The 23,663-nt window shown below is 60.0% G+C and carries 21 protein-coding genes; 12 read left to right on the forward strand and 9 right to left on the reverse strand.

Annotated elements, in window-relative coordinates; translation table 11 throughout:
• The first annotated feature begins 388 nt into the window (after positions 1-388).
• The 5 genes from AC0Z5Z_RS16670 (at position 389) to AC0Z5Z_RS16690 (ending at position 8,178) form a co-directional block, all read left to right on the forward strand.
• Positions 389-1,711, forward strand: coding sequence for an APC family permease (locus AC0Z5Z_RS16670; RefSeq protein WP_485611351.1), 1,323 nt, complete (start codon positions 389-391; stop codon positions 1,709-1,711).
• Positions 1,712-1,845: 134 nt separating this feature from the next.
• Positions 1,846-2,472: a TetR/AcrR family transcriptional regulator gene (locus AC0Z5Z_RS16675; protein ID WP_016774383.1), complete on the forward strand. Its 627-nt coding sequence runs from the start codon at positions 1,846-1,848 to the stop codon at positions 2,470-2,472.
• 168 nt (positions 2,473-2,640) lie between these two features.
• Complete coding sequence (locus AC0Z5Z_RS16680; protein ID WP_485611352.1) at positions 2,641-3,912, forward strand: OmpP1/FadL family transporter; 1,272 nt, start codon at positions 2,641-2,643, stop codon at positions 3,910-3,912.
• Between the two features lie 100 nt (positions 3,913-4,012).
• Entirely contained in the window at positions 4,013-5,122 is a 1,110-nt protein-coding gene (locus tag AC0Z5Z_RS16685; protein ID WP_485611353.1) for an efflux RND transporter periplasmic adaptor subunit, read from the forward strand.
• Positions 5,119-8,178: an efflux RND transporter permease subunit gene (locus tag AC0Z5Z_RS16690; RefSeq protein WP_485611354.1), complete on the forward strand. Its 3,060-nt coding sequence runs from the start codon at positions 5,119-5,121 to the stop codon at positions 8,176-8,178. Before AC0Z5Z_RS16685 ends, AC0Z5Z_RS16690 begins: the two co-directional genes overlap by 4 nt.
• Here AC0Z5Z_RS16690 and AC0Z5Z_RS16695 read toward each other — a convergent pair.
• Positions 8,156-9,091, reverse strand: a complete 936-nt coding sequence (locus AC0Z5Z_RS16695; protein WP_252887764.1) for an NADP-dependent oxidoreductase — start codon at positions 9,089-9,091, stop codon at positions 8,156-8,158. The two genes, AC0Z5Z_RS16690 and AC0Z5Z_RS16695, sit on opposite strands and share 23 nt — an antisense overlap.
• A 60-nt stretch (positions 9,092-9,151) precedes the next feature.
• Positions 9,152-9,583 carry a DoxX family protein gene (locus AC0Z5Z_RS16700; RefSeq protein ID WP_485611355.1) on the reverse strand — a complete coding sequence of 144 codons (432 nt, stop codon included), beginning with the start codon at positions 9,581-9,583 and terminating at the stop codon, positions 9,152-9,154.
• A 295-nt stretch (positions 9,584-9,878) separates the two neighbouring features.
• Here AC0Z5Z_RS16700 and AC0Z5Z_RS16705 point away from each other — a divergent pair, with 295 nt between their 5' ends.
• Both AC0Z5Z_RS16705 and AC0Z5Z_RS16710 read left to right on the forward strand, forming a co-directional pair.
• A complete protein-coding gene (locus AC0Z5Z_RS16705; RefSeq protein ID WP_485611356.1) occupies positions 9,879-10,712 on the forward strand; it encodes an oxidoreductase in 834 nt (277 codons plus the stop codon).
• A gap of 150 nt (positions 10,713-10,862) precedes the next feature.
• Positions 10,863-12,053, forward strand: coding sequence for an MFS transporter (locus AC0Z5Z_RS16710; RefSeq protein ID WP_122692077.1), 1,191 nt, complete (start codon positions 10,863-10,865; stop codon positions 12,051-12,053).
• On the opposite strand, the gene AC0Z5Z_RS16715 is transcribed toward AC0Z5Z_RS16710, so the two are convergent.
• The gene (locus tag AC0Z5Z_RS16715) at positions 12,047-12,955 is read right to left on the reverse strand and encodes a LysR family transcriptional regulator (protein ID WP_056785056.1); all 909 of its coding nucleotides are present in this window, start codon (positions 12,953-12,955) and stop codon (positions 12,047-12,049) included. The genes AC0Z5Z_RS16710 and AC0Z5Z_RS16715 overlap by 7 nt on opposite strands.
• A gap of 204 nt (positions 12,956-13,159) precedes the next feature.
• Between AC0Z5Z_RS16715 and AC0Z5Z_RS16720 the strand changes: the two genes are divergently transcribed.
• From AC0Z5Z_RS16720 to AC0Z5Z_RS16730, 3 genes are all read left to right on the forward strand, one after another.
• Positions 13,160-13,327 carry a hypothetical protein gene (locus AC0Z5Z_RS16720; RefSeq protein ID WP_485611357.1) on the forward strand — a complete coding sequence of 56 codons (168 nt, stop codon included), beginning with the start codon at positions 13,160-13,162 and terminating at the stop codon, positions 13,325-13,327.
• Positions 13,328-13,426: 99 nt separating this feature from the next.
• Positions 13,427-13,729, forward strand: a complete 303-nt coding sequence (locus tag AC0Z5Z_RS16725; protein ID WP_485611358.1) for a hypothetical protein — start codon at positions 13,427-13,429, stop codon at positions 13,727-13,729.
• Positions 13,730-13,964: 235 nt separating this feature from the next.
• Positions 13,965-14,180, forward strand: a complete 216-nt coding sequence (locus tag AC0Z5Z_RS16730) for an Atu4866 domain-containing protein (RefSeq protein WP_485611386.1) — start codon at positions 13,965-13,967, stop codon at positions 14,178-14,180.
• Between the two features lie 45 nt (positions 14,181-14,225).
• Here AC0Z5Z_RS16730 and AC0Z5Z_RS16735 read toward each other — a convergent pair whose 3' ends face one another.
• The 5 genes from AC0Z5Z_RS16735 to AC0Z5Z_RS16755 form a co-directional block, all read right to left on the reverse strand.
• Positions 14,226-14,783, reverse strand: a complete 558-nt coding sequence (locus AC0Z5Z_RS16735; protein ID WP_056785061.1) for a flavin reductase family protein — start codon at positions 14,781-14,783, stop codon at positions 14,226-14,228.
• A gap of 135 nt (positions 14,784-14,918) precedes the next feature.
• Positions 14,919-15,824, reverse strand: a complete 906-nt coding sequence (locus tag AC0Z5Z_RS16740) for a LysR family transcriptional regulator (protein ID WP_024012654.1) — start codon at positions 15,822-15,824, stop codon at positions 14,919-14,921.
• Between the two features lie 84 nt (positions 15,825-15,908).
• Positions 15,909-16,475, reverse strand: a complete 567-nt coding sequence (locus AC0Z5Z_RS16745; protein ID WP_252877954.1) for a GNAT family N-acetyltransferase — start codon at positions 16,473-16,475, stop codon at positions 15,909-15,911.
• 86 nt (positions 16,476-16,561) lie between these two features.
• Positions 16,562-17,566, reverse strand: a complete 1,005-nt coding sequence (locus tag AC0Z5Z_RS16750; RefSeq protein WP_485611359.1) for an NAD(P)-dependent oxidoreductase — start codon at positions 17,564-17,566, stop codon at positions 16,562-16,564.
• 114 nt (positions 17,567-17,680) lie between these two features.
• Positions 17,681-19,504, reverse strand: coding sequence for an NAD(P)/FAD-dependent oxidoreductase (locus AC0Z5Z_RS16755; RefSeq protein WP_122601619.1), 1,824 nt, complete (start codon positions 19,502-19,504; stop codon positions 17,681-17,683).
• A gap of 246 nt (positions 19,505-19,750) precedes the next feature.
• On the opposite strand from AC0Z5Z_RS16755, the gene AC0Z5Z_RS16760 reads away from it, so the two are divergent.
• Positions 19,751-21,640: a sigma-54-dependent Fis family transcriptional regulator gene (locus AC0Z5Z_RS16760; RefSeq protein WP_485611360.1), complete on the forward strand. Its 1,890-nt coding sequence runs from the start codon at positions 19,751-19,753 to the stop codon at positions 21,638-21,640.
• Between the two features lie 238 nt (positions 21,641-21,878).
• Positions 21,879-22,475 carry a trypsin-like peptidase domain-containing protein gene (locus tag AC0Z5Z_RS16765; RefSeq protein ID WP_485611361.1) on the forward strand — a complete coding sequence of 199 codons (597 nt, stop codon included), beginning with the start codon at positions 21,879-21,881 and terminating at the stop codon, positions 22,473-22,475.
• Here the strand turns inward: AC0Z5Z_RS16765 and AC0Z5Z_RS16770 are convergent, their stop codons facing one another.
• Positions 22,476-23,663: an HlyD family type I secretion periplasmic adaptor subunit gene (locus AC0Z5Z_RS16770; protein ID WP_370593533.1), complete on the reverse strand. Its 1,188-nt coding sequence runs from the start codon at positions 23,661-23,663 to the stop codon at positions 22,476-22,478.

Raw genomic sequence — 23,663 nt, forward strand, 5'->3', positions numbered from 1 at the left:
ATACGGTGACGTTATGCGCCATGTGGAGAGCGGGCTACCAAACCCGATCACTGTTTTTCAGTGACCGGCCAACGATAGAGCCCCGGCCCGAGGCGCACAAGCCGGCGGATTCTGGCGTAGTCGTAGGCAATGGCGCAAGGCGTTGTAGCTTGCTGGAACAGTCTGGATGTCGGTTTTAAACGGGGTGTTTAGGGAATTGGTTTTGGCTGATGTTTTGTGTTGATCGGGCTGGGGTCTTCGCGAGCAGGCTCGCTCCCACAGGTGTCGAGTTGGCAACGTTTACAGCGTCGTGCCAGTCGGGCGGTCACACATTTTGAACTTTGCTTTCGGCGCCATTTCCATTGTTTGAGGTGACAACCCTCCAGCTCCTACCCACCTGAATCAAGGAATGACCGTGACGGCTCCCACTGATAAAACTTCTCTGCGCCGGGCTATCACTTTCCCGATGCTGTTTCTGTTTATTCTCGGCGATGTTCTGGGGGCGGGCGTTTACGCACTCGCCGGAACGATCGCGGGGGAGGTGGGCGGCGCGATTTGGGTGCCGCTGCTGATCGCATTGTTCTTCGCCATGTTGACGGCGGGTTCCTACGCAGAACTGGTGACCAAATATCCCCACGCCGGCGCGGCTTCGGTGTTCGCGGAAAAGGCCTTCAAGTCACCGCTCATTTCCTTCCTGGTCGGTTTTTGCATGCTGGCGGCTGCGGTCACCAGTGCAGCGGGTTTGTCGCTGGCGTTTGCCGGTGATTACTTGAACGCCTTCGTCGACGTATCGCCGCAGATTGCAGCGCTGGTGTTTCTTCTGGCTATCGGCCTGCTCAATGCGCGGGGGATCAAGGAGTCGCTTTGGGCAAACCTGGTGATGACCGTGATTGAACTGTCCGGGTTGATTCTGGTGATCGTGGCTGCGGTCTGGTATTTCCGTACAGGCGATGCGGATCTGGGGCGGACGCTCACGTTCAAACCGGGCGTCAGTCCCGTGCTGGCGGTGCTGGGGGCGGCATTGTTGGCGTTCTATTCCTTCGTCGGGTTCGAAACTTCGGCCAATCTGGCCGAGGAAATCAAGGACGTGCGCAAGGTCTATCCGCGCGCCTTGTTCGCGGCTTTGATTACGGCTGGCGTGGTTTACATGGCGGTGGGTGTGGCGGCTTCTTCGGTGTTGCCTACCGAGAAGTTGGTGGCCACGTCGGCGCCTTTGCTCGAAGTTGTCCGCGCATCGACCCTCGCAGTCCCGCCGGCGCTGTTCTCTTTTATTGCGCTGATTGCTGTGGCCAACGGTGCGCTATTAACCATGATCATGGCCAGTCGATTGACTTATGGCATGGCCAACCTGGGGCTGTTGCCGGGTGTCTTGGGTGCGGTTCTGCCTGAACGAAAAACTCCATGGGCTGCCATTGTCGCAACCACCGTGGTCGCTATTGCCCTGACACTCACAGGCACGCTGGCAACGCTGGCAGAGACGGTGGTGTTGCTGTTGCTGTTCGTTTTTCTGAGTACCAATGTGGCGGTGCTCGTCCTTCGTCGTGACAGGGTAGAGGAGGACCACTTTCGCGTGCCGACCTTCGTTCCGGTGCTTGCAATCGTGTCGTGTCTGGTGCTGCTCAGTCAGCAGGGGTGGGAAACGTGGTTGCGGGCGGGGGCGCTGATCATTGTCGGGATGTTGCTGCATGGCTGTTCTCGCATCAGATTTTCCGCGATCAGTAAGGCCGGGTAGCGCAGCGGTTTGAGGGATTGGTGTCGTTAGGGCGGGTGTCATCGCGAGCAGGCTCGCTCCCACAGTGGATGGGTGGTGATATTCAGAATGTGTCACACGTTGTCAGTCGGCGGGCGGGTGAGTAAGCTGCCGACATGAATCAGTCCTCAGTTTCCCCATCTTTCCCCGGCCCGCGTGGGCCAGTCGATCACGACATTCGTGATCAGATTGTCGCGGCTGCCAACGAGCATTTCAGCCAGTACGGCTACGCCAAGACCACGGTGTCCGATCTGGCCAAGGCCATCGGTTTCTCCAAGGCGTACATCTACAAATTCTTTGATTCCAAGCAGGCGATTGGCGAAGCCATCTGCGCTAACTGTCTGGGGCAAATCGTTGCGGCGGTCGAGCAGGCGATCAACGAGGAAGACCTGACGCCTACCGAGCGTTTCCGCCGTTTGGTGAAAACCGTGATCGCCACGGGCGTGAACCTGTTTTTCAACGACCGCAAGCTCTACGACATTGCTGCGTTTGCAGCGGGTGAGAACTGGCCGAGTGCGCAGCGTTACGATGCGCAGATCAAGCGTTTCATCACCGACATTGTCCGTGAAGGGCGCGAGGCCGGTGAGTTCGAGCGCAGGACGCCGCTGGACGAGACGGTCGAATCGATCCACCTGGCGTTGCGACCCTTCGTCAATCCACTGATGCTGCAACACAACCTCGACTTTATCGAAGTGGCGCCGACGCTGACTTCGAACCTCATCCTGCGCAGCTTGATGCCTTGACCCTCTGCTGATCCGAATACTCGGATCAGTCGCCGCCTGATCTCGCCTCGCCTGTACAGGGCGGACGATGAATAATTGCCCAAAGCGTGACTGTTGACTGATATGGTCACTCGGATAACATGGCCGCCGCAGTTCATCCAATTCCGAGTCACCCATAGAGTCCACACAATGAAAAAAACAATGCTCAAGCGCCCGGTGGGGCTGGCTGTCGTTCTTGCCTCGTCGAATGTTCTTGCGGGTGGTTTTGCGCTCAATGAGCAAAGCGTCAGCGGCATGGGATCGGGCTTTGCCGGTCGCTCTTCCTCGGCGGAAGACGCCAGCACCGTTTTTGGCAACCCGGCGGGCATGGCGCGGCTCAAGCGCGAGCAGGCGAGCGTGGGGCAGGCGACGCTGTTTGCGAAGTCTGATATCAGCCAGACCCGCAGCACGTTCGGCGGCAAGGAAGACGGCGACATGGTGCCGACCACCACGGTACCGATGGGTTATTACGTCAAACCGATCGACGAGCATTGGGCGTTCGGCGTGGGGTTCTACGTGCCGTTTGGCCTGATCACCGACTACGGCAGTGGTTTCGCTGGCCGCTATTACGCCAACAAAAGCGAAGTCACCACGCTGACGTTCCAGCCGACCATCAGTTATGCCTTCAATGACAAGGTGTCGATCGGCTTCGGCCCGACCATCAACCGCATCAGCGGCGAGCTATCGGGGATGGTCGCCAATCCGCTGAGCCCCGGGCGCAATGACGGCAAAGTCAAAAGCACGGGCGACGATACCGCGCTGGGCTTCAACGCCGGGGTCATGATGCAGGCGACCGAGCAGACCCGCCTGGGCCTGACCTATCACTCAAAAGTCAGTTACCACCTCGACGCGAAAAGCAAACTCAGCGATGGCATCTTCAACGTGCTCGGCGTCAGCGGCCGCAGCTTTGACGCGTCGCTGGACGTCGACACCCCGGAATCGGTGGACTTCTCGGTCACCCATCAACTGAACAACGACTGGACGCTGTATGCCGGCAGCACCTGGACGCGCTGGAGCCGTTTTAAAGAGCTGACCATCGAAAACAGCGGATTGCCGCCACTGCTCGCCGGTCAGTTGGGCACGATCAGCGAAGAACAGAACTGGCATGACACCTGGGCTCACGCCATCGGCGCGGCGTACCGGTTGAACAACCAATGGGTGCTGCGCACCGGGTTCTCGGTTGATCAATCGCCGGCGAACAACACCAATCGCGGGCCGCGTATTCCAACGGGCGATCGCAAGGTGTTCAGCGTCGGCGCCGGTTGGACGCCTGCGGAAAATGTCACCATCGACGTCGCCTATTCCTATCTCTGGGAAGAGAGCGTGGAGATCAACGACACCTCGGCTGGCAAGGGTTCGTACAGCGCGAAATACAAGAACAGCGCCAGCGGCCTCGGCACTTCCGTCAGTTACCGCTTCTGATTCAGCGCGGAAAATCGGGTCGGCGATTTAGTGACTGTTGACGATATTGGTCACAAGGCTGAGAATATGATGGTCATCCTATTTTCAGTGAAGGAATTCCATGCGCCGGCTCCGACCTTTTCCCCTCGCGGTATGTTTATTGCCCCTGGCCCTGACGGCGTGCGGTGATTCTTCCACCGCGCAGGATCCGCGTACCTTGGCGCCCTTTGTCAGGTCGGCGGCGGTGCAGCCTGCAGAAGACGGCTCCCGATCGTTCACCGGTGTCGTGGCGGCGCGAGTGCAGGGCGACCTGGGTTTTCGCGTCTCGGGCAAGGTGCTTGAGCGTCTGGTTGATACCGGCCAGACGGTCAAGCGCGGCCAGCCGCTGATGCGCCTGGACCCGATCGACCTCGGCCTGCAGGCGCGAGCCCAGCAAGAAGCGGTGAGCGCCGCTCGCGCCCGAGCCATACAGACTGCCGGTGACGAAGCGCGCAATCGCAAACTCGTCGCCGCCGGCGCTATTTCGGCATCGGCCTACGATCAGTTCAAAGCCGCAGCCGACACCGCCAGGGCGCAACTCAATGCCGCTGTCGCGCAAGCGGACGTTGCGCGCAACGCTTCCGGTTATGCGGTGCTGGTGGCGGACGCTGACGGCGTGGTGGTGGAAACCCTCGCCGAACCGGGGCAAGTCGTCAGCCCGGGACAACCGGTGGTGCGGCTGGCGCGGGCCGGTCAGCGGGAGGCCATCGTCCATCTGCCCGAGACCTTGCGGCCCGCACCGGGCTCGACCGCTCAGGCAAAACTGTATGGCGATACGTCAGCTGCCGTGAGCGCAAAACTGCGTCTGCTGTCCGATTCGGCCGACAGCACAACTCGTACCTTCGAGGCGCGCTATGTGCTCGAAGGCAGTTTGGCCAATGCGCCAATCGGCTCGACGGTCACCGTCGAAATTGCCCAGGGTTCTTCGCCAGATCAGGCGCTCAAGGTGCCCGTCGCCGCGATCTACGACCCGGGCAAAGGCCCCGGCGTGTGGGTCATCGCCGGCACACCGGCGACAGTGAGCTGGCGCCCGGTGGAGGTCCTGGGCTTGAGCGATGACTCGGCCCGTGTCGCTGGCCAGCTCAACATCGGTGAACCGATTGTCGCGCTGGGCGCGCATCTGCTGCGCGATGGCGAAGAAGTACGCTTGCTTGCCCGCGACGATGGCCAGATTGCCGGGAGTCGTCCATGAGCGAGGGCCGGTTCAACCTTTCCGCCATCGCCGTGCGCCAGCGCGCAATCACGGTGTTTCTTATTTTTCTCATCGCCGTTGCCGGCGTTCTGTCGTTCTTCAAATTGGGCCGGGCGGAAGATCCGCCGTTCACGGTCAAGCAGCTGACCGTCATCACCGCGTGGCCAGGAGCGACCGCGCAAGAGATGCAGGATCAGGTCGCCGAACCCCTCGAAAAACGCTTGCAGGAACTGAAGTGGTACGACCGCTCGGAAACCTACACGCGTCCGGGACTGGCATTCACCATGGTTTCGTTGCTCGACAGCACACCGCCATCGCAGGTGCAGGAAGAGTTCTACCAGGCACGCAAGAAGCTCGACGATGAAGCGATCAGGCTGCCGGCGGGTGTCATCGGGCCGATGGTCAACGACGAGTTCTCCGACGTGACCTTCGCGCTGTTCGCCTTGAAAGCCAAAGGCGAGCCGCAGCGCTTGCTGGTACGCGATGCGGAGACGTTACGCCAGCGCCTGTTGCACGTGCCGGGGGTGAAAAAGGTCAACATCATCGGCGAGCAGGCCGAGCGGATATTCGTCTCGTTTTCCCATGATCGGTTGGCGACGCTGGGCTTGGCGCCACAGGACATCTTCGCCGCGCTGAACAATCAGAACGTGCTGACCCCCGCCGGATCGGTCGAAACCAAAGGGCCGGAGGTATTTTTGCGCGTCGATGGCGCGTTCGACACGCTGCAGAAAATCCGTGACACGCCTGTGGTGGCGCAGGGACGAACACTCAAACTGTCTGACGTGGCCACGGTCGAACGCGGCTACGAAGACCCGGCGACCTTCCTCGTGCGCAACAACGGCGAAGAAGCCTTATTGCTCGGCGTGATCATGCGCGAGGGCTGGAACGGTCTCGATCTGGGCAAGGCGCTGGACGCCGAAACGGCCAGGATCAACGAGGAAATGCCCTTGGGCATGACCCTCTCCAAAGTCACCGATCAGGCGGTTAATATCGACTCGGCCGTTGGCGAGTTCATGGTCAAGTTCTTTGTCGCGCTGCTGGTGGTCATGCTGGTGTGTTTTCTCAGCATGGGCTGGCGTGTCGGCGTGGTGGTCGCAGCGGCGGTGCCCTTGACCTTGGCGATCGTGTTTGTGGTGATGGCGGCCACCGGCAAGAACTTTGACCGGATCACCTTGGGTTCGCTGATTCTGGCGCTCGGCTTGCTGGTCGATGACGCGATCATCGCCATTGAAATGATGGTGGTGAAAATGGAGGAGGGCTACGACCGCATCAAGGCCTCGGCCTATGCCTGGAGTCATACGGCAGCGCCGATGCTGGCCGGCACACTGGTCACGGCGATTGGCTTTCTGCCCAACGGATTCGCGCAATCAACGGCGGGCGAATACACCAGCAACATGTTCTGGATTGTCGGCGTCGCGCTCATTGCTTCGTGGGTCGTCGCCGTGGCTTTCACGCCGTACCTGGGCGTGAAGCTGTTGCCCGACATCAAGAAAGTCGAAGGCGGGCACGCGGCGATCTACGACACGCCACGCTACAACCGCTTCCGGCGGATTTTGACGTGGGTGATTACCCGGAAATGGCTGGTGGCCGGTGCGGTGGTCGCGCTGTTTGCTGTTGCGATCCCAGGCATGGGGCTGGTGAAGAAGCAGTTCTTTCCAACCTCGGACCGTCCTGAAGTGATGATCGAAGTGCAGATGCCCTACGGCACGTCCATCGAGCAGACCAGCGCCGCTGCGGCCAAAGTCGAAGCCTGGCTGCACAAGCAGGAAGAGGCCAAAATCGTCACCGCCTATATCGGTCAGGGTGCGCCTCGGTTTTTCCTGGCAATGGCGCCGGAGTTGCCGGATCCATCGTTCGCCAAAATCGTTGTGCTGACCGACAACCAGGACGCTCGCGAAACCCTCAAGTTACGTTTGCGCGAAGCGGTCGCCGCAGGGCTTGCCCCGGAGGCCCGTGTGCGCGCAACGCAAATCGTCTTCGGTCCGTATTCACCATTCCCGGTGGCCTACCGGGTGATGGGGCCTGATCCGGCGAAGCTGCGCGACATCGCCGAGCAGGTCAGGGGGGTGATGCAGGACAGCCCGATGATGAGAACCGTCAACACTGACTGGGGGCCGCTGACGCCGACGCTGCATTTCAACCTGGATCAGGATCGCTTGCAGGCAGTGGGGCTGACGTCCAGCGCAGTCGCCCAGCAGTTGCAGTTTCTACTTAGCGGCGTGCCGATCACGGCGGTGCGCGAAGACATCCGTTCCGTGCAGGTCGTTGGCCGTGCGGCGGGCAATATCCGCCTGGACCCGGCGCAGATCGAAGACTTCACCCTGGTCGGCGCAGCGGGGCAACGCATCCCGCTGTCGCAGATCGGCCAGGTCGAAGTGCGCATGGAAGACCCGATCCTGCGCCGCCGCGATCGCACGCCGACCATCACCGTGCGTGGCGACATCGCCGAAGGCTTGCAGCCGCCGGACGTCTCAGGCGCGATCATCCGGCAGTTGCAGCCGATCATCGAAAAGTTGCCGTCCGGCTACCGGATTGAACAGGCGGGCGCCATCGAAGAATCCGGCAAGGCCGGCAAAGCGATTCTGCCGTTGCTGCCGATCATGATCGCCATGACGCTGCTCATCATCATCGTTCAGGTACGCTCGATTTCGGCGATGATCATGGTCTTCCTCACCTCGCCATTAGGCTTGATCGGTGTGGTGCCGACGCTGCTGATCTTCAACCAGCCGTTCGGCATCAATGCGCTGGTCGGGTTGATTGCGCTGTCGGGGATTCTGATGCGCAACACGCTGATTCTGATCGGGCAGATACATCACAACGAGCAGGAAGGGCTGGCGCCGTTCCATGCCGTTGTCGAAGCGACAGTGCAACGGGCGCGGCCGGTGTTGTTGACCGCGCTGGCGGCGATTCTCGCGTTCATTCCGCTGACCCACTCGGTGTTCTGGGGCACGCTCGCGTACACGCTGATCGGTGGCACGTTTGTTGGCACCATCATCACGCTGGTGTTTCTGCCGGCGATGTATGCGATCTGGTTCAGGATTCGGCCTGAGCGCTGACATCGAGCACGATTTTTCCCCGGGTGTGTCCGGCCCAGCTTTGTTTAACCGCGTCGACAACTTCTGTCAGCGGTACCACTTGAGCCTCAAGGCTGAGCTTGCCGGATGTGAACAGCGCGGCAATCTCGGCCAATTGGCTGCCATCGGAGCGGGTGGCGAAATTTTTGCCACTCACACGGTGCTCGCTTGCCTTCTGTGCAGAGGGTGCGCTTACGGGGGAAACCAGAACGCCCCCGCGCTTGATCACACTCCATGAGCGGTTCTGAGTTTCGCCGCCGACCAGATCAATGACCGCATCGAGGTCAGCAACGCTGTCTTCGAATTTAGCCGTGGTGTAGTCAATCACCTCATCGGCGCCAAGTGAACGCAGATAGTCGTGGTTCTTCGCAGAGCTGGTCGCGATCACATAAGCACCGGCAAGGCGGGCGAGTTGGATTGCGAAGCTGCCCACGCCACCTGAGCCGCCGTGAATGAGGACTTTTTGACCAGCCTGAATCCCGGCGTGTTCATGCAAGGCTTGCCAAGCAGTCAGTGCTGCCGCCGGCACGCCGCCGGCCTCTTGCAACGACAGGGTTGTCGGCGTGTGGGCCAGACGATCTGGCGTTGAGAGGGCCTGGGTAGCATATCCGCCGGTAATCCCGATAAACCCGAACACCTTGTCGCCAACGACAAAGTCTCTGACATTCCTGCCCACCGCGGCGACTGTGCCTGAGACTTCCACGCCAGGCGTGTAGGGCAGTGGCAGAGGAATGAATTGCTGCATGGCACCGGAGAGGATTTTCCAATCGATTGGATTGATCCCACTACCGGCAACATTGATTAACACCTGATCGTCATTGGGTTTCAGATCCGCAAGTTCTTTGAGCTCCAGCGCTTCTGCCTGGCCGTACTGCGCGACTTGGATCGCTTTCATGATTCTCTCCGTTGTGATGGTCAAGGCTCGTCGGAAGGAATGGACGTGCCGGCGATTCGATTAGTGGCGACGTGCGTCGAGGCTGAAACGCCCTGCGCCGAAAGAAACGATCTGCAAGAGCCCACCGGCCATGGCGATATTCTTGAAGAAGTGAATGAACTGATTCTGGTCCGCCAGGGCGTTATGGAAAATCAGTGCGGTCAGTACGCTGAAAATCGCCAACAGCGCTGCGGTGGTACGTGTGCGATAACCGGCGATCAACGCTACGCCGCCGAGAACCTCGACAGCAATCGCCACGCCCAACGCCAGTTCGGGAAAAGGCAACCCGACAGAGCCGATGTAGCCAATCATCATGGCCGGTGCCGCGATTTTCGACAGGCCCGAAAGAATGAAGATCGCGCTCAGAAGAATCCGCCCGATCAAGGAAACGGTGCTGTTGAGGTTGGAAGACGTTGAAGCAGTGACGCTGGAAATTGGGGCTGCGTGGGACATGACGTGGATTCCGCTGATTTCAGCGCTTCACCATGAAGCGCCGTTGTGGAGCAGATGATGTCACCGCGCAGCTTTGCGCAATAGCCGACAAGTTTCGATGATCAGGTTCGAAAAAATAGAAATGCAGCAGAAATCGAAGTGGACCTCCCTCTGTGGTCAGCGACGTGTGTTGGTGAGCAGGATCAGGCAAATGTCGCGGACTAATCGGATAACAGCGGCGGGGCGGATTCGGTACGTTGGTCTCGAACGCGGTTCAGCCGAATCCTGAACCGCCGCTATCAAGAGGAGTACTGCAATGAACGAGACTAAGGTTTGGTTGGTTACAGGCTGTTCCACCGGGTTCGGTCGCCACATCGCCACGGCGCTGCTGAATGAGGGTGAGCGTGTGGTGGTCACGGCGCGCAACACACAGCAGATCGAGGATCTGGCCGCCCTCGGCGACGCTTTGATTCTGCCTCTGGACGTGACCGATCCGGCGCAGGCGATGCAGGTCGTACAGGCGGCCGAGCATCGCTTCGGGCAAGTGGACGTGCTGATCAATAACGCCGGCGTTGGCTATTTCTCATCGGTAGAAGACAGCGACGATGGGGCTGTTCGGCGGATGTTCGAGGTCAACTACTTCGGCACGGCCCATATGATTCGCGCGGTACTGCCTGGCATGCGCAAGCGGCGCACCGGCATGATCGTCAACCTCACATCGGTAGGCGGTCTGGTCGGGTTCGAAGCGGTCGGCCACTACTGCGCGACGAAGTTCGCCGTTGAGGGCCTGTCGGAAAGTCTGCGCGCCGAAGTTGCGCCACTGGGTATCGGCGTGATGACCGTTCAGCCCAGCGCCTTCAGAACCCAATGGGCGGGGTCTTCGGGCGCCGCGCAAACGGTGGCCGAGGATTATCAGACAACCGCCGGCGCTGCGATGCGCGCGTACCAGCAATCTGTTGGCAATCAAGCTGGCGACCCAGACAGGGCGGCAGCGGCGATCTACGCCGCGGTTACCTGCGCAGCGCCGCCGGCGCGCCTGCTGTTGGGCAATGAAGCCTATGAGGCAGCGCAGGCGAAGCTTGCCGCCATGGGCCGCGAGTTCAGCGCATGGGAGTCTACCGCCCGTGGCGCGGACTTCCCGACGGCCTGACAGGCGAAGCCCGCACTGATGGCATGGACGCTACAGAATCAGGCAAACACCTGAGAGGAGTGAGTTAACGGGGACGACGCGGTGTGGGAAAAACTGGGCGAGTGAGTTGACTCGCCCAATTTTGAACGGCATTTACCGAGGAGTATTTGTATGAATTCGTCGTCCCCGTCCCGACCTTTCATGTGGCTCTGCGCATTCGCAGCGGGGGCCATGATCGCTAATCTCTATTATCTGCAGCCGATCCTGTCGTTGGTAACGGGGGCATTTGGTATTCCGCTTGCCACGTCCGGCCTGCTGGTGAGTTGCGCTCAACTTGGCTACACGCTGGGCATTGTGCTGGTCGTCCCGCTCGGTGACGTCCTCGAAAGAAGAGCGCTTCTGAGCCGGATGTTTACCATCAACGCATTAGCGCTGTTTGTGGCTGCGGCCAGCCCGAATTTCTTGCTGTTCTGCGCCGCAGTGTTGATCAGTGGAGTCACGGCATCCGCTGCCATGTTGATTGTGCCGTATGTAGCGTCCATCGCAGCCGAGCATCGGCGCGGTCAAGTGATCGGCGTGGTGATGACCGGGGCCTTGCTCGCGATACCGCTGTCGTGGCTGGTCTCCGGCGGTATCGGCAACGCGGCAGGTTGGCGCTTGGTGTACGCCAGCGCCGGGTGCGCGGCGCTGATCCTGCTCATGCTGCTCAGAATCACCTTGCCAACCGAGCCCGAGCGCCGAGGCCAGCCCGTGCGTTATGAGCAGTTGATGCGCTCGTTGTGGCAACTCATCCTCGAGTACCCAGCGCTTGCTCGCCGGGCGCTTTACGGTGCGCTGGGAATGGCCAGCTTCAGCATGTTGTGGACTGGATTACCAATACTGTTGTCGCAACCGCCGTTCAATTTTTCGACTTCGAGCATCGGACTGATCGGGCTCACGGGAGTGACTGGCGCGTTGATTCCCGGTGTGGTTGGCCGGCTCTGTGATCATGGCTACCGGCACGCGCTGGCATTCGGGTTGGCCTCGTTGATGATACTGGCCTGGGCAGTGCTGAGCTTTGCGGCGACAGGGCTCTGGATAATTATCGCTGCCGCAATGGCCTTGAACGTTGGCGTAATGGGCTTGCAGATCACCCATCAATCGGTCATCTACAAACTGGCCCCCGCAGCCAACTCACGGATTACCGCGGTGTTTATCAGTATCAACTTTGTTGGCGGCGCTATTGGCTCCGCAGTTGCAAGTTTCGGTATTCGGTATGTCGGCTGGGAAGGGCTGTGCCTACTGGGCGCTGCTTTGCCCGCGGCTCTTGTGCTGGCCTATGCATTGAAGGAACGGCCCTTTGCCCGCGTTGCGGTTCAATGAACATGCAAATGGGCGGCGAGGAAATCCATCAGGGCTCTTACGCGTGCGGGCAGATGTCCGCCTTGGCCGACGTAAATCGCATGAATCTCCGTGACGCTTGCAGGCACGAATGGTTGCAGGACGCAAACCAACCTTCCGGCAGCCAGGTCATCTGCAACCTGGCAGAACCCCAGCCTGGCTAGCCCTGCGCCCAGCACCGTCAATTCACGCAAGGCGTCGCCATCGCTGACGCGCAGATTGCCTTTTACCGGGTACATACGTTGCTCGCCGCTCTCGTCGAGCAAGGCCCACTCCATGGCGGGAGGCGAAAAGGTGAAACCCAGACAGTTGTGATCGGCAAGGTCTTGAGGCACCAGCGGAGTGCCCTTGGCCGCCAGGTAGTCAGGAGATCCTACGATCAGCCCTCTGGATTGCCCGAGTCGTTTCGCCACAAGGTTGGAGTTCTTGAGCGCTCCGGTGCGTATGGCGATATCCGCACGTGCTTCGATGAGATCGACCACCTCATCGGTGAGGAAAAGTTCGACGCTGACCCCAGGATGTTGATTCATGAACAAGTTGATGATGGGAAGAAAAAGCTGGCGGCCGATACCCACATTAGAGCTGATTCTGACCACTCCCTGCGGTGCAGAACTGGCAGATGCTTCGCGTTCCGCTTCGTCAAGATCGGCCAGTATGGCAACGCTGCGTTCGTAAAAAGCCATTCCTTCTGGCGTCAGCAGTTGCTTGCGCGTGGACCTGTTCAGCAAACGTGCGCCAAGACGGCTTTCCAGGCGCGTCATGAGCTTGCTCACGGCAGAGGGGGTTATCGCGCAAGCTCTTGCGGCCGCTGAATAACCTCCGCGTTCCACCACTTTAACGAACACGCTCATCTCGGCGAAGCAATTGATATCCAGTCGTCGCATGTGAACTCACGTCATAAATCGTGTGCCTGGGCACGGGCTGTTTATCTACCATTTCGCGCGCCTAATATTTTGCCAACGCGATATGGAACGGTTGCCGACTTTGCAAGCAAAGAAGTGGCCACTTCCAACCATCGCGCTCTTGCTGTCACGTTGTTTTCTCTAACCGTAGAACATTGCCAAGTTGATAGCTGCTCGGAGGCTGAAATGACTCACACACTGCAATTAGTACTGATCCATAACAGCAACCAGTCCAACGGCGTAGACACGGCGTTGGTGCAATGGATTACCGCCGTGGTGCAAGACCGCAGCGAATTTGCGTTGAGCGTGGTAGAGCCGTTTGACCTGAGATTTATAGACGATTTTTCGGAATAACCCGGTCGTCGAGTGTGCTTGAGAGCGCTAGCGGCAGCAGATGCCTATATCGTCTTGGTGCCCGCACGTCACCTTGGTTACCAGCATGGATTGAAAGTCTTGATGGCGCGCTGGCCTGAACACCTCCAGGGACGACCTTGTTCATTTGTTGGTTATGGCACCACGACCGGCGGGGAGGATGAGGTCGACGAGCTTGGATGCGAGTTGTTGAAGCTGCAGGCCATGCCTGTTGGTGGCTATGTGAAGTTCGCTGAGATTGCCGAGCGTCTCGAACAAGGCCTCGGACTGGAGCACTTTGCGCAAGCACGGGTTTCGATGGCGCAGTTGTTGATCCAGCTGGCCTGGTGGGCACGGGCGCTGAAAGATGCGCGGGCCTTCTCTCCTTTGCAGAAGTTCGCGTAGTCCTTCGCTTAGACGTTCTGCGAGCGCCTGGAGCATTGGGCAAAACCTGCGCAGGAATTGCATAACGGCACCGCGCCGCGACTTTTTACTCTTGCTTCAAATCCTGCTGAACGGCAGGAAACTATGATCTGAAAACAGGAGTTCTAAAATGTCCGATGTCGAAATTCGCGTAACCCCTGATGCGCAAGAAAACGCCACGGCAAATCCAGCCGGCGATCAGGGCAAGTACGTTGGCATGTGGGTGACAGCCGACGGTCATATTCGCCATGAGTTGCTGCCAGGAGGGCGATATGACGAGGCTCGCGGTCGGCAAAAAAGCGCTTATCAAGGGCGCTACTGGCTGGAAGGCGACCACATCGAGTATGTGGACGATACTGGCTTTACCGCAGACGGAGAGTTTCGAGATAACGTGCTGTACCACGTGGGCATGGTGTTATATCCCGAGCGCTGACGCATAAGCCGGAATGAACATTCCGGCTTTTTTATTAGTGTCGTATTACAGATTCTGTGGGCGGAATTGATCGCGCAAATCCAGGGTTTCGCCCGCCACCATAAATTTCCCCTGCCCGCGGTAATGCAGGGTTTTGGGGTTTTTCACCGACGTAGCCACATGCGCCTTGACCACTTCCCACACGAACAGACCGTACTCGCCGATAAGATTGGAGTCGAACAGCTTGCACTCGAAATTGGCGTAGCACTCTTTGATCAACGGGGCCTTTACCCGTTCTGCGGGGGCGGCTGTGAGGTCAAATTGGGCAAACTTGTCGATGGCGCCACCGCTGCTGTTGCCGACGGCAACAACCTGGTCCACCAATTCGACGGTGGGCACGTTGATGACGCACTGCTGGCTGTTGTGGATCAGCTCGTAGCTGTGGTTTGCACTCCAGATGTAGCAGCCAAACAGGGCGGGGGAGAACTGCATCATCATGTGCCAACCCATGGTCATTATGTTGGTTTCACCTTGCCAGGCGGAGGTCACCAGGACGATGGGGCCGGTTTCCAGATGCTGGCGAACCTCGCTCAAAGGGAAGTCGGATTTTCGAAATGCGGTCATGGCGCCTCCGGGGATCAAAAGAGGATAAACAGTTGTTGTCAGTCGCTTTCGACAATTCAACTTTCCTGCTTTTTGACATGCATCTCTCCGGCAGCCTTGCTCAGGCTGTCGGATTTTTGCTCTTTTCCCTGTTGCTTACGTCGGCAAGAGCTGTTCGCCGAACCGCTTGATCAGCCACTGCCCAGCCGGACCGGGCGGCGAGTCGGTTCGATAAATCGCATCGAAGGCATAGGTGCCGCCTTTACAGTCGGGCATATCAAGCTCGACCAGGCGTCCTTCGTCCAGGTCAGACTGAACCATGGGCACCGGCATATTCCCCCATCCGATGCCCTCTTTGAGAAGCATGTGTTTGGCGCCCAGATCCGCCAGTCGCCAAGTGCGAGTGCTCACGACGGCAAAGTCCTTGTCACCCGTAAGTGTTGAACGATCCGATAGCACCAATTGAACAAACTCTCTGGCAGCGCCAGGGGATTTGGAACACTCGGTTGCAAGCGGGTGTGCAGGCGCGGCGACCGGTATCAATTGAACACTGCCCACGCCGATGCGCTCGATGCCGTCCAGGCCAATGTCCAGCGGACCGCTGATGCCGACTCCAGCTTTCTTCTCCATCACCAGTTGAGTCACTGCCCCCAAGGCTTCCATGTGCAAGTGCAGAGTGACGGTAGGAAATTCTTCCCTGAAGGTCCTTAACGCATCGACTACTCGCTCGGCAGGGAGCATTACATCGAGCGCGAGGTGAACTTCTGCTTCAAGCCCATGCAGCAAACCGGAGACTTTTGCGCGCAGCCCATTTACGCCGTTGGTAATAGTGCGTGCTTCAGCCAGGACGGTTCGACCTGCCTCCGTCAGTTGCGGTTTGCGCGTGGTTTTGCGGTCAAACAGTGAAACCCCGAGCTGCATCTCCAGATTGGAAATGGAGTAACTCACCACCGATGTCGCGCGATGCAGTTTTCTGGCCGCAGCGGCAAAACTGCCCACTTCTACAACCGTCAGAAATACTTTCAGTTGATCAAGCGTTGGTGTTCCTGGATCGGAGATCATTTCTACTGTCTCGAACGTTTGGGGAGTACTTGTCCTGATTTTGCAGACAGCAGCATATACGCAAGATTGAGCACTTGATCGGCTCTAACAATCAATTGACCGGTTTGTTTCTTCGGCAAGCCATTCGCTGCGCGTGATCTCCCACACCTCCACCGGCATCGGCCCCGACACAAACTGGCCGTCCCGTGTTTCAGCCATCCGCATGCCTTCATCTTCGGAAATCTTGCGCGAAGCGCGGTTGGCGGCGGCCTTGGGCACCTGCATCAATGGGCGCATCAACGTATCGAACCAGTAGGCATTGATCACCTTGCAGGCCTCGCGCATGTAGCCGTTGCCCTGAAACTGTGGGGCGAGCCAGAAGCCTCGATGGTTACCCGGTTGATCAAACAGGCTGATACTGCCGATGCAGCTCTCGGGCTGAACGCGGGTGCGGATCATCCAGTGCCATTCCTTTGCGGCAGCCATCGCGGGCAGCGCGACATCGCGGACGTAAACAAGCGCGCCGTCGTCCGGATACGGCCACGGAACGCGGCTGTCGAGATAGCGCACGACCTCCCATTGCGGAAACAATTGTTGCACCGCCGCTGCATCGCTCAGTTGCAGCGGCGTGAGGATCAAGCGGCGGGTGTAAAGCGTGGGGATGCAATCCATGGCAATCAATCCTTGCGAGCAGTGGCGGGCAGCACCGGTACTCTCTCAAACGAGCAGTTCAAGTGTCGAGTGACCTGTGCGCCGTCTCACTCAAGTAGTTCGATCAACTCCCCACCGTCCTCTCTCAACCGCTGCAAAAACACCTGTGCCTCCAGCAACTGATAGGGAAAATACAGCCCCGGCCTTACCTGCGCTTGCCCATCCAGCCCAACCAGCCGCTCCAGTAACATGGCCACACTGAGCCCGGTCAACGCCGCTGCGCCTGCGCGGTGAACCACGGCGTGGCGGGTGCGCAACGCAGATCCCTTGTGATCCGTGCCTTCAAGTTCAATGAGTATTTCCGTCGACATCGGCTGACCCTGACGCCGGGTCGAGCTGACGCCGCTGGCGAGGTTGAACTCGACGTTCGGGGCGTCGGTGGCGGCGGCGAGGCCTGTCACGTCGATGGAGGAAAAGCCGGCGCCCTGCAGGGTCGTGCCGTCGACGGCGCTGAAGCTCACCTTGGCGTCGTCGCCTTCACGCCATATGAATTCGCCGTCACGGCGGGTCAGTGCGGCGGGCAGCATTTTGTTCAGGTGCTCGAAATCGACGGCCACGGTCGGGCCGCCGCCGTCCTGTTCGTCGACCAGTGCATGAATGCGGATGTCGTGCACGCGGGCGAATGCATTGGCGAGGTGCAGCGTTGCCACGGTGGTGGCACCGACCATCCATTCGTAGCCGAGGACAATGGGCGCCGCGTCGGGCGAGTGGATGAAACTGGCGATCTGCGGGGCGATTTCGAACACGCCGGAAGAGATGCTCAGGTGCGGCACCTTGCGCTTTTGCGCAAAGCGCAACCCGGCGAGGGCATGGTCCATGTAGAACAAGGCGATGGCTCTGACCGGGCGATCACCCAGCCCCAGATCATCTGCGCGAGCATCGATGACCACACCTTGGGCATTGCCGATTTGCTCGGCGGTTTGCTCAGCCTTGGCGAGGTCGCGTCCGCCGATCAGCAAGGGGACGTCGGGATGCGCCGCGCGCAATGCGCGGGCCGTCTGATGGCCGATGGCGCCGGAGCCGCCCATGAACAGAATGGGATGAAGTGGCATGAATCCTCCTCATTTTTCCTGGATTGAAACGTGCTTGGGCTAGACACCCTAGCACGCACTTTCCAGTTCGCCGGTGCGCTTGGTCTGCGCACCGACGAACGACCACTTGAGGAATCAGCCCAGATGATGGCGCTCTGCAAGGCGATAAACATCGGTGTCGAGGCCTTCGAAACGGGCTTTCAACTGCAACGCCAGATACAGTGAATAGTGCCGTGACTGATGCAGGTTGCCGCCGTGGAACCAGAGGTTTTGCTGCTGGGTCGGCTTCCACATGTTGCGCAGTTCACCTTCATACGGGCCGGGGTCGTTGGTGGTGCCGGAACCCAGGCCCCAGCAGCGCCCGACCTTGTCGGCGACTTGCTGGGAAATCAGCTTCGCGGCCCAGCCGTTCATCGAGCCATAACCTGTCGCATAAACGATGAGATCGGCCGGCAAGCGGCTGCCATCGGTGAGCACCACCGCATCCGCTTCGATGCGTTCGACACCGAGGCCCGGCGCGCTCTTGAGCTTGATCGTGCCGTTGGCGATCAGTTCCGAGGCGCCGACGTCGATGTAGTAACCCGAGCCACGGCGTACGTATTTCATGAACAAACCCGATTCGTCATCGCCGAAATCGAGCATGAAACCCGCCCGGCTCAGGCGTTCATAGAAGTCCTTGTCGCGCTCCTTGATCGCGTCGAAGATCGGCCGATGAAACTGTGGCATGACCTTGTACGGAATCGAGGCGAACAGCAGGTCGGCCTTGTCCGTGGTCAGCCCCGACTCGAGCGCCTCTTCGGAATAAAGCCCGCCGAAAACCAGTTCCATCAGGCTGTCCGAACGCACGATGTGCGTGCTCGAACGTTGCACCATGGTCACCTCGGTGCCGTTTTCCACCAGATCGGCGCAGATGTCGTGGGCTGAATTGTTCGCGCCGATGACCACTGCGCGCTTGCCTTTCCACGCATCGCCGCCGGGGTGACGGCTGGAGTGATGTTGCTGGCCCTGGAAGTTTTCGGCGCCTGGATACACCGGCACATTCGGTACGCCAGACATGCCGGTGGCGAGGATCAGTTGCGTCGGTTGCAGGGTGACGGGCTCGCCGTTGCGCAGGACCTCCACGGTCCAACGGCCAGTCTCTTCGTCAAACGTAGCGCCGAGGCATTCAGTGCGCGGCCAGTAGTTGAGTTCCATGACCTTGGTGTACATCTCCAGCCAGTCGCCGATCTGGTCTTTCGGGGTGAACACCGGCCAGTGGTCGGGGAAGGGCAGGTAGGGCATGTGGTCGTACCAGACCGGGTCGTGCAGGCACAGCGACTTGTAGCGGCCGCGCCATTGATCGCCGGGGCGTTCGGCTTTGTCGATGATCAGCGTCGGTACGCCCATGCGTTTGAGCCTTGCGCCGAGGCCGAGCCCGCCCTGACCGCCGCCGACGATCAGGCAGTACGGTTGCGTGGTGATGCCCAGCGCCGCTTCTTCATCGCGGCGGCGCTCCAGCCAGTTGCGCTTGTCAGCGTGGGCATGGCCGTGGCTCGCGCCCATCGGCCGGCGGCGGCCGCTGGGTTCTTCGAAGCCTTTGAGTTCGCGCATGGTGGTCAGCAGCGTCCAGCACAAACCGTCTTTCAGGCGCACGTAGCCTTTGCCGCGCGCCGAGTCGGTTTCCAGGCTCATCCAGCCTTCAAGCACGCCATCGCTAAGCGTGGCTTCACCTTCGAGTTGCCAGCGTTCGGGCCGGGTCTGCTCAAGGCGTGTTTCGAGCATGTCGCGAATCGCCGGTTTGCCTTCCAGGGTGACGAGGTTCCAACTGAACAGCAGCAAGTCACGCCAGTGGCATTCTTCGGCAAACAGCTCCAGCGTGCCGTCCACATCTCGTTGCGCCAGACGTCCGCCGAGGCGTTCGACCCAAGCGGCGAGTTGCGCTGTTGGCGATTGCAAAGAGGTTTCAATAGCGATGTTCATGGGGCCACTCCCGATCTTGTTGTTTTGGTAAGCCATGGCATCAGAGCAAGGCTTGGGCCATCTCCTTGAAAGACTCGGGCCAGAGCGTTTGATGCAAAGGCCGACAAGGCTTGGCACAGGCGACATGTCACAAATTCGATAATCGCGGATGACACTGTGTCACTCGGCGCGAAATTCCCCCGCAACGAGCTTTTCATCTAAGCTGCGGACACACCCGTGTCTTCACCGAAGCGGAGAACAACAACAATGAAACCGGCCTCGATCAACGCCCACGCGCGCCAGGTACTGCAAGCCGTGCAGGGCTCTGTTGCCAGCCACAGCGCGGCGGCGGACCTGGCGATCACCCGTTCGTGGCGGCGTTGCCTGGATCAATACCAGCTCGATCCGGCCAGCCGCCGCGCGCCGGATGTGCTCGAACAGGCGCGTTTGCGCGAACACCGTGCGCCGCTGGAACACATCATTTCCGTTGCGCACTGGCAGATGAACAGCCTGCACCAGCAACTGGGACGTGACGGCCATGTCGTGCTGCTCACCGATGCGCGCGGCGTGGCGATCGACAGCGTGTTCAACGAAGCCGAACGCGGCGAGTTCCAGCGCTCCGGGCTGTGGCTCGGCTCGGTCTGGAGCGAGGAGCACGAGGGCACCAACGGCGTCGGCACCTGCCTGGTCGAGCGCCAGCACGTGACCATTCGCCGCGACGAGCATTTCCGTGGCCAGCACGTCGGCCTGACCTGTTCGGCCAGCCCGATATTCGACGCCAGCGGTGAGTTGCTCGCCGTGCTCAACCTGTCCTCCGTGCGCGAGGAAAGCAGCCTTGAGCAACGCTTCAAGGCCATGGCCCTGACCAATCTGTCGGCCAGGTTGATCGAGAGCTGTTTTTTCCTTGGCCACGATCCGCAGCGCTATTTGCTGCGGTTTCATCCCGACGCCGGGTTTGTCGGGCTGCTGGGTGAAGGCCTGCTCAGCTTCGACGAGAGTGCGCGGATCTGTTCGGTGAATGCGGCGGCGCTGGATCTGTTGGGCCTGAGCCGCGAGCAGATGGTCGGGCAGTCGTTGACCATGTTGCTGGAAACGCCGATGGAGCAGTTGCTCGAGCAGGCCAGTGCTCAGGCGCACGTCTGCTGGCCGATGCGCCTGGCCGACGGGCGCTTGTTCTACGGCCAGTTGCGCGAACCGATCCGCTCCGCGCCGTTGACCCTTGCGCCTGTCCCGCCAATCAAGGATGAGCGCGTGTGCCTGGAAGACCCGCGCCTGCAACGCGGATTCGCTCGCGCGTTGCGTGTACTGGAGCGTGACGTGCCGGTGTTTCTGCAGGGTGAAACCGGCACCGGCAAGGAGGCCTTTGCGGCAGCGCTGCATCGCGCCAGCTCGCGCGCCGGCCAGCCGTTTGTCGCGATCAACTGCGCGGCGATCCCCGAGACGCTGATTGAAAGCGAGCTGTTCGGCTATCGCGGCGGCAGCTTCACCGGCGCGCGCAAGGACGGCATGGTCGGCAAGCTTGAGCAGGCCCATGGCGGCATTCTGTTTCTCGACGAAATCGGCGACATGCCCCTCGCGCTACAGACCCGTCTGCTGCGCGTGCTCGAAGAGCGCCAGGTTGTGCCGCTGGGCAGCGCAACGCCGCGACCGCTTGATGTACGCCTGATCAGCGCCAGTCACCAGAATCTGCCAGCCTGCGTGGCCGACGGACGCCTGCGCGAGGACCTGTTCTATCGCATTGGCGGTTTCGCCGTGGAACTGCCGCCGCTGCGCGAGCGTTCCGACAAGGGCCGTCTGCTCGACCTCCTGCTGCGCGAAGAAGCGGCGGGCGCCACTGTGCGGCTGCAATCGGGAATTCGAGAGCGCTTGCTGGCGCAGCCCTGGCCGGGCAACGTCCGGCAACTGCGCACCTGTTTGCGTACGTTGGTGGCGTTGGCAGTGGAAGGCCGGGTCACGCTGGAGGACGTGCATGAGTTACTGCCCGCAAGTGACGACCAACCTGTTGACGATCCACTGGGCGTATCCGAACGGCAAACTCTGCTGAGCTTGATTGAAGCTGAACACTGGCATATCGCGCGAGTTGCCCGTCGTCTGGGGATCAGCCGCAATACGCTGTACCGCAAGCTTCGTCAGCATGGGATCACTCGACCTGGTTGAAGACAATCGCGATCATTTGCGTTCATTCGCTGTTGATTGCGTGCATTGCCGGGAAATTGCTTGGATCCAATCATTAACTCACTATATCGCACGCCGACAAGCGGTAGGCTGAGCCTATTGCTAAAAGTGATGGCGCAATGACATATTGCAGCACCTTTCCTCACTTCAAGATGTACCGAAAATGCGCCCCCTCAAGTCACTTGTTGCAGCGTCGTTGCTGCTCAGCGGGTGCAATGGAATGCCAGTCGCTTTTGTTCAGGATCCTGTTTTAGACCAAGCCTTTGTCGTTCACTCCGGCGCGCCTTTGCCTTACGTGCTGATGGGTTCGGCTGTGCAATGGAATGAAGACTTCGCCGTGACGGTGAAGCACATTCCTTACTTGTCGGGCACGGTTTTCCAAGGGCAGGCAGATGTGCAGTTCTTCCGTCACAAGGCCAATAGCGTGCCGGCGTGGCGCGGCTACAAGCCGGGCGAGGAGCTGACTTCGGTGGGCTTCAATTCGCTGTACATGTCGGTCAAGGGTACCGGCCAGGCGTTGCCGGCCATGGTTCGCCTCGACATCAAAGAGGGCAACGTGCTTTACGGCACCCACAATGGCGCACTGGCCAAAGGCATGTCCGGCGGGCCGGTGTTTTCTGCCGATGGCAAAGTGGTTGGCATCAACGTGGCGTTCCTCACCCGTGATGACGTCAGCCGCCTCAAGCGCAAGGACCTGCTCGATCAACCGCGCGTAAGCATCTTTTTGCCGTACGCGGAGATCAATCGCGAGTGGTCGCGCTATCAGGCCAGCATCACCCCGACAGCGCCACCGGCGACCAAACTGGCCAGTCGCTGATCAGCGTTCGCGCAACGCTTCGCGGGCGCGGTTGAGTGGTTTGATCAGGTAGTCGAGCACGGTTTTCTCGCCGGTACGAATGTCCACCGTGGCGATCATCCCGGGGACGATGGCGAAGCGTTTGCCGGCCTTGTTGCGCAGTTCATCCGAAGCGGTACGGATGAACACGCGGTAGTAGAAGATCTCCGGCTTGGCTTCGTCCTGGATGGTGTCCGGCGAGATCGTCACCACCTCGCCGTCGAGGCTGCCGTAGATCGAATAGTCATAGGCGGTGATTTTCACTTTCGCCGCCTGGCCTGGGTGAATGAAGGCGATGTCGCGCGGCGAGATACGCGTCTCGATCAGCAGTTGTTCATCGAGCGGCACGATCTGCATGACCTGGCCGTTGGGCGCAATGACGCCGCCAATCGTGCTGACCTCGATGTCCTTGACGATGCCGCGCACCGGCGAGCGCAGGGTCAGGCGCGACAGTGAGTCGGTGCGCCCACGGATCACCGCTTCGAGCATTTGCGCTTCGGCGTTGGCCTTGGCCAGGTCTTCGCGGGCGCGGACCATGTAATCGGAGCGGGCTTCGGTGGCCTTCAATTCCAGCTCCGAGCGTTGACGGGTCAGGCGCAGCACTTCGACCCGGCTCGAGGCACCGATCTTCGCCAGATTCTCGGTGATCGCCAGTTCGCTACGTACAAGTTTCAGCGAGCTCTGAATGCCGTCGAGGGTTTCCGCCAGACCTTTGCGCCGGGTCTGGTAGAGCTCGGTTTCGGCGCGGATCAGATCAGGAAACTCTTGTAGCGAGGCGTCAAAGGTCAGCGGCTTTTCGCTGACCTCTGCCTGCAAGCGGTTGACGCTGGCCAGCGCCGCGCGGTACTTGGCCGCGCTTTCGCCGACGTTGGACTGGTTCTTCACTGGGTCCAGTTGCGCGAGGATCTGCCCGCGCTCGACCAAAGCGCCTTCGCTGACATTGAGCTGCTCGAGAATGCCGCCCTCCATCGACTGAATGACTTGCTCGCGCGAGCTGGGCACCACTTTGCCGGTGCCGGTCGAGACCTCGACGATTTCAAACCACGCCGCCCAGGCAATGAAGCAGGCGAGCATCAGCGCGCAACCCCAGATCACCTTTGCGCCACCGGCAAGTGCGCGCTCATCGCGGCCATCGAGGTAGGACATCGGATCCGGCACGTCGGTCATCAT

The sequence above is a fragment of the Pseudomonas sp. 1L-E-NC-VB-C3 genome (assembly GCF_057291535.1).

Coding starts and splice junctions, on each gene's coding strand:
- AC0Z5Z_RS16735 (WP_056785061.1), bottom strand. CDS start 14,783: ATGACCGCATTTCGAAAATCCGACTTCCCTTTGAGCGAGGTTCGCCAG.
- AC0Z5Z_RS16765 (WP_485611361.1), top strand. CDS start 21,879: ATGCCAGTCGCTTTTGTTCAGGATCCTGTTTTAGACCAAGCCTTTGTC.
- AC0Z5Z_RS16705 (WP_485611356.1), top strand. CDS start 9,879: ATGAACGAGACTAAGGTTTGGTTGGTTACAGGCTGTTCCACCGGGTTC.
- AC0Z5Z_RS16755 (WP_122601619.1), bottom strand. CDS start 19,504: ATGAACATCGCTATTGAAACCTCTTTGCAATCGCCAACAGCGCAACTC.
- AC0Z5Z_RS16720 (WP_485611357.1), top strand. CDS start 13,160: ATGACTCACACACTGCAATTAGTACTGATCCATAACAGCAACCAGTCC.
- AC0Z5Z_RS16710 (WP_122692077.1), top strand. CDS start 10,863: ATGAATTCGTCGTCCCCGTCCCGACCTTTCATGTGGCTCTGCGCATTC.
- AC0Z5Z_RS16675 (WP_016774383.1), top strand. CDS start 1,846: ATGAATCAGTCCTCAGTTTCCCCATCTTTCCCCGGCCCGCGTGGGCCA.
- AC0Z5Z_RS16750 (WP_485611359.1), bottom strand. CDS start 17,566: ATGCCACTTCATCCCATTCTGTTCATGGGCGGCTCCGGCGCCATCGGC.
- AC0Z5Z_RS16730 (WP_485611386.1), top strand. CDS start 13,965: ATGTGGGTGACAGCCGACGGTCATATTCGCCATGAGTTGCTGCCAGGA.
- AC0Z5Z_RS16685 (WP_485611353.1), top strand. CDS start 4,013: ATGCGCCGGCTCCGACCTTTTCCCCTCGCGGTATGTTTATTGCCCCTG.
- AC0Z5Z_RS16770 (WP_370593533.1), bottom strand. CDS start 23,663: ATGATGACCGACGTGCCGGATCCGATGTCCTACCTCGATGGCCGCGAT.
- AC0Z5Z_RS16745 (WP_252877954.1), bottom strand. CDS start 16,475: ATGGATTGCATCCCCACGCTTTACACCCGCCGCTTGATCCTCACGCCG.
- AC0Z5Z_RS16700 (WP_485611355.1), bottom strand. CDS start 9,583: ATGTCCCACGCAGCCCCAATTTCCAGCGTCACTGCTTCAACGTCTTCC.
- AC0Z5Z_RS16760 (WP_485611360.1), top strand. CDS start 19,751: ATGAAACCGGCCTCGATCAACGCCCACGCGCGCCAGGTACTGCAAGCC.
- AC0Z5Z_RS16715 (WP_056785056.1), bottom strand. CDS start 12,955: ATGCGACGACTGGATATCAATTGCTTCGCCGAGATGAGCGTGTTCGTT.
- AC0Z5Z_RS16690 (WP_485611354.1), top strand. CDS start 5,119: ATGAGCGAGGGCCGGTTCAACCTTTCCGCCATCGCCGTGCGCCAGCGC.
- AC0Z5Z_RS16670 (WP_485611351.1), top strand. CDS start 389: ATGACCGTGACGGCTCCCACTGATAAAACTTCTCTGCGCCGGGCTATC.
- AC0Z5Z_RS16680 (WP_485611352.1), top strand. CDS start 2,641: ATGAAAAAAACAATGCTCAAGCGCCCGGTGGGGCTGGCTGTCGTTCTT.
- AC0Z5Z_RS16740 (WP_024012654.1), bottom strand. CDS start 15,824: ATGATCTCCGATCCAGGAACACCAACGCTTGATCAACTGAAAGTATTT.
- AC0Z5Z_RS16695 (WP_252887764.1), bottom strand. CDS start 9,091: ATGAAAGCGATCCAAGTCGCGCAGTACGGCCAGGCAGAAGCGCTGGAG.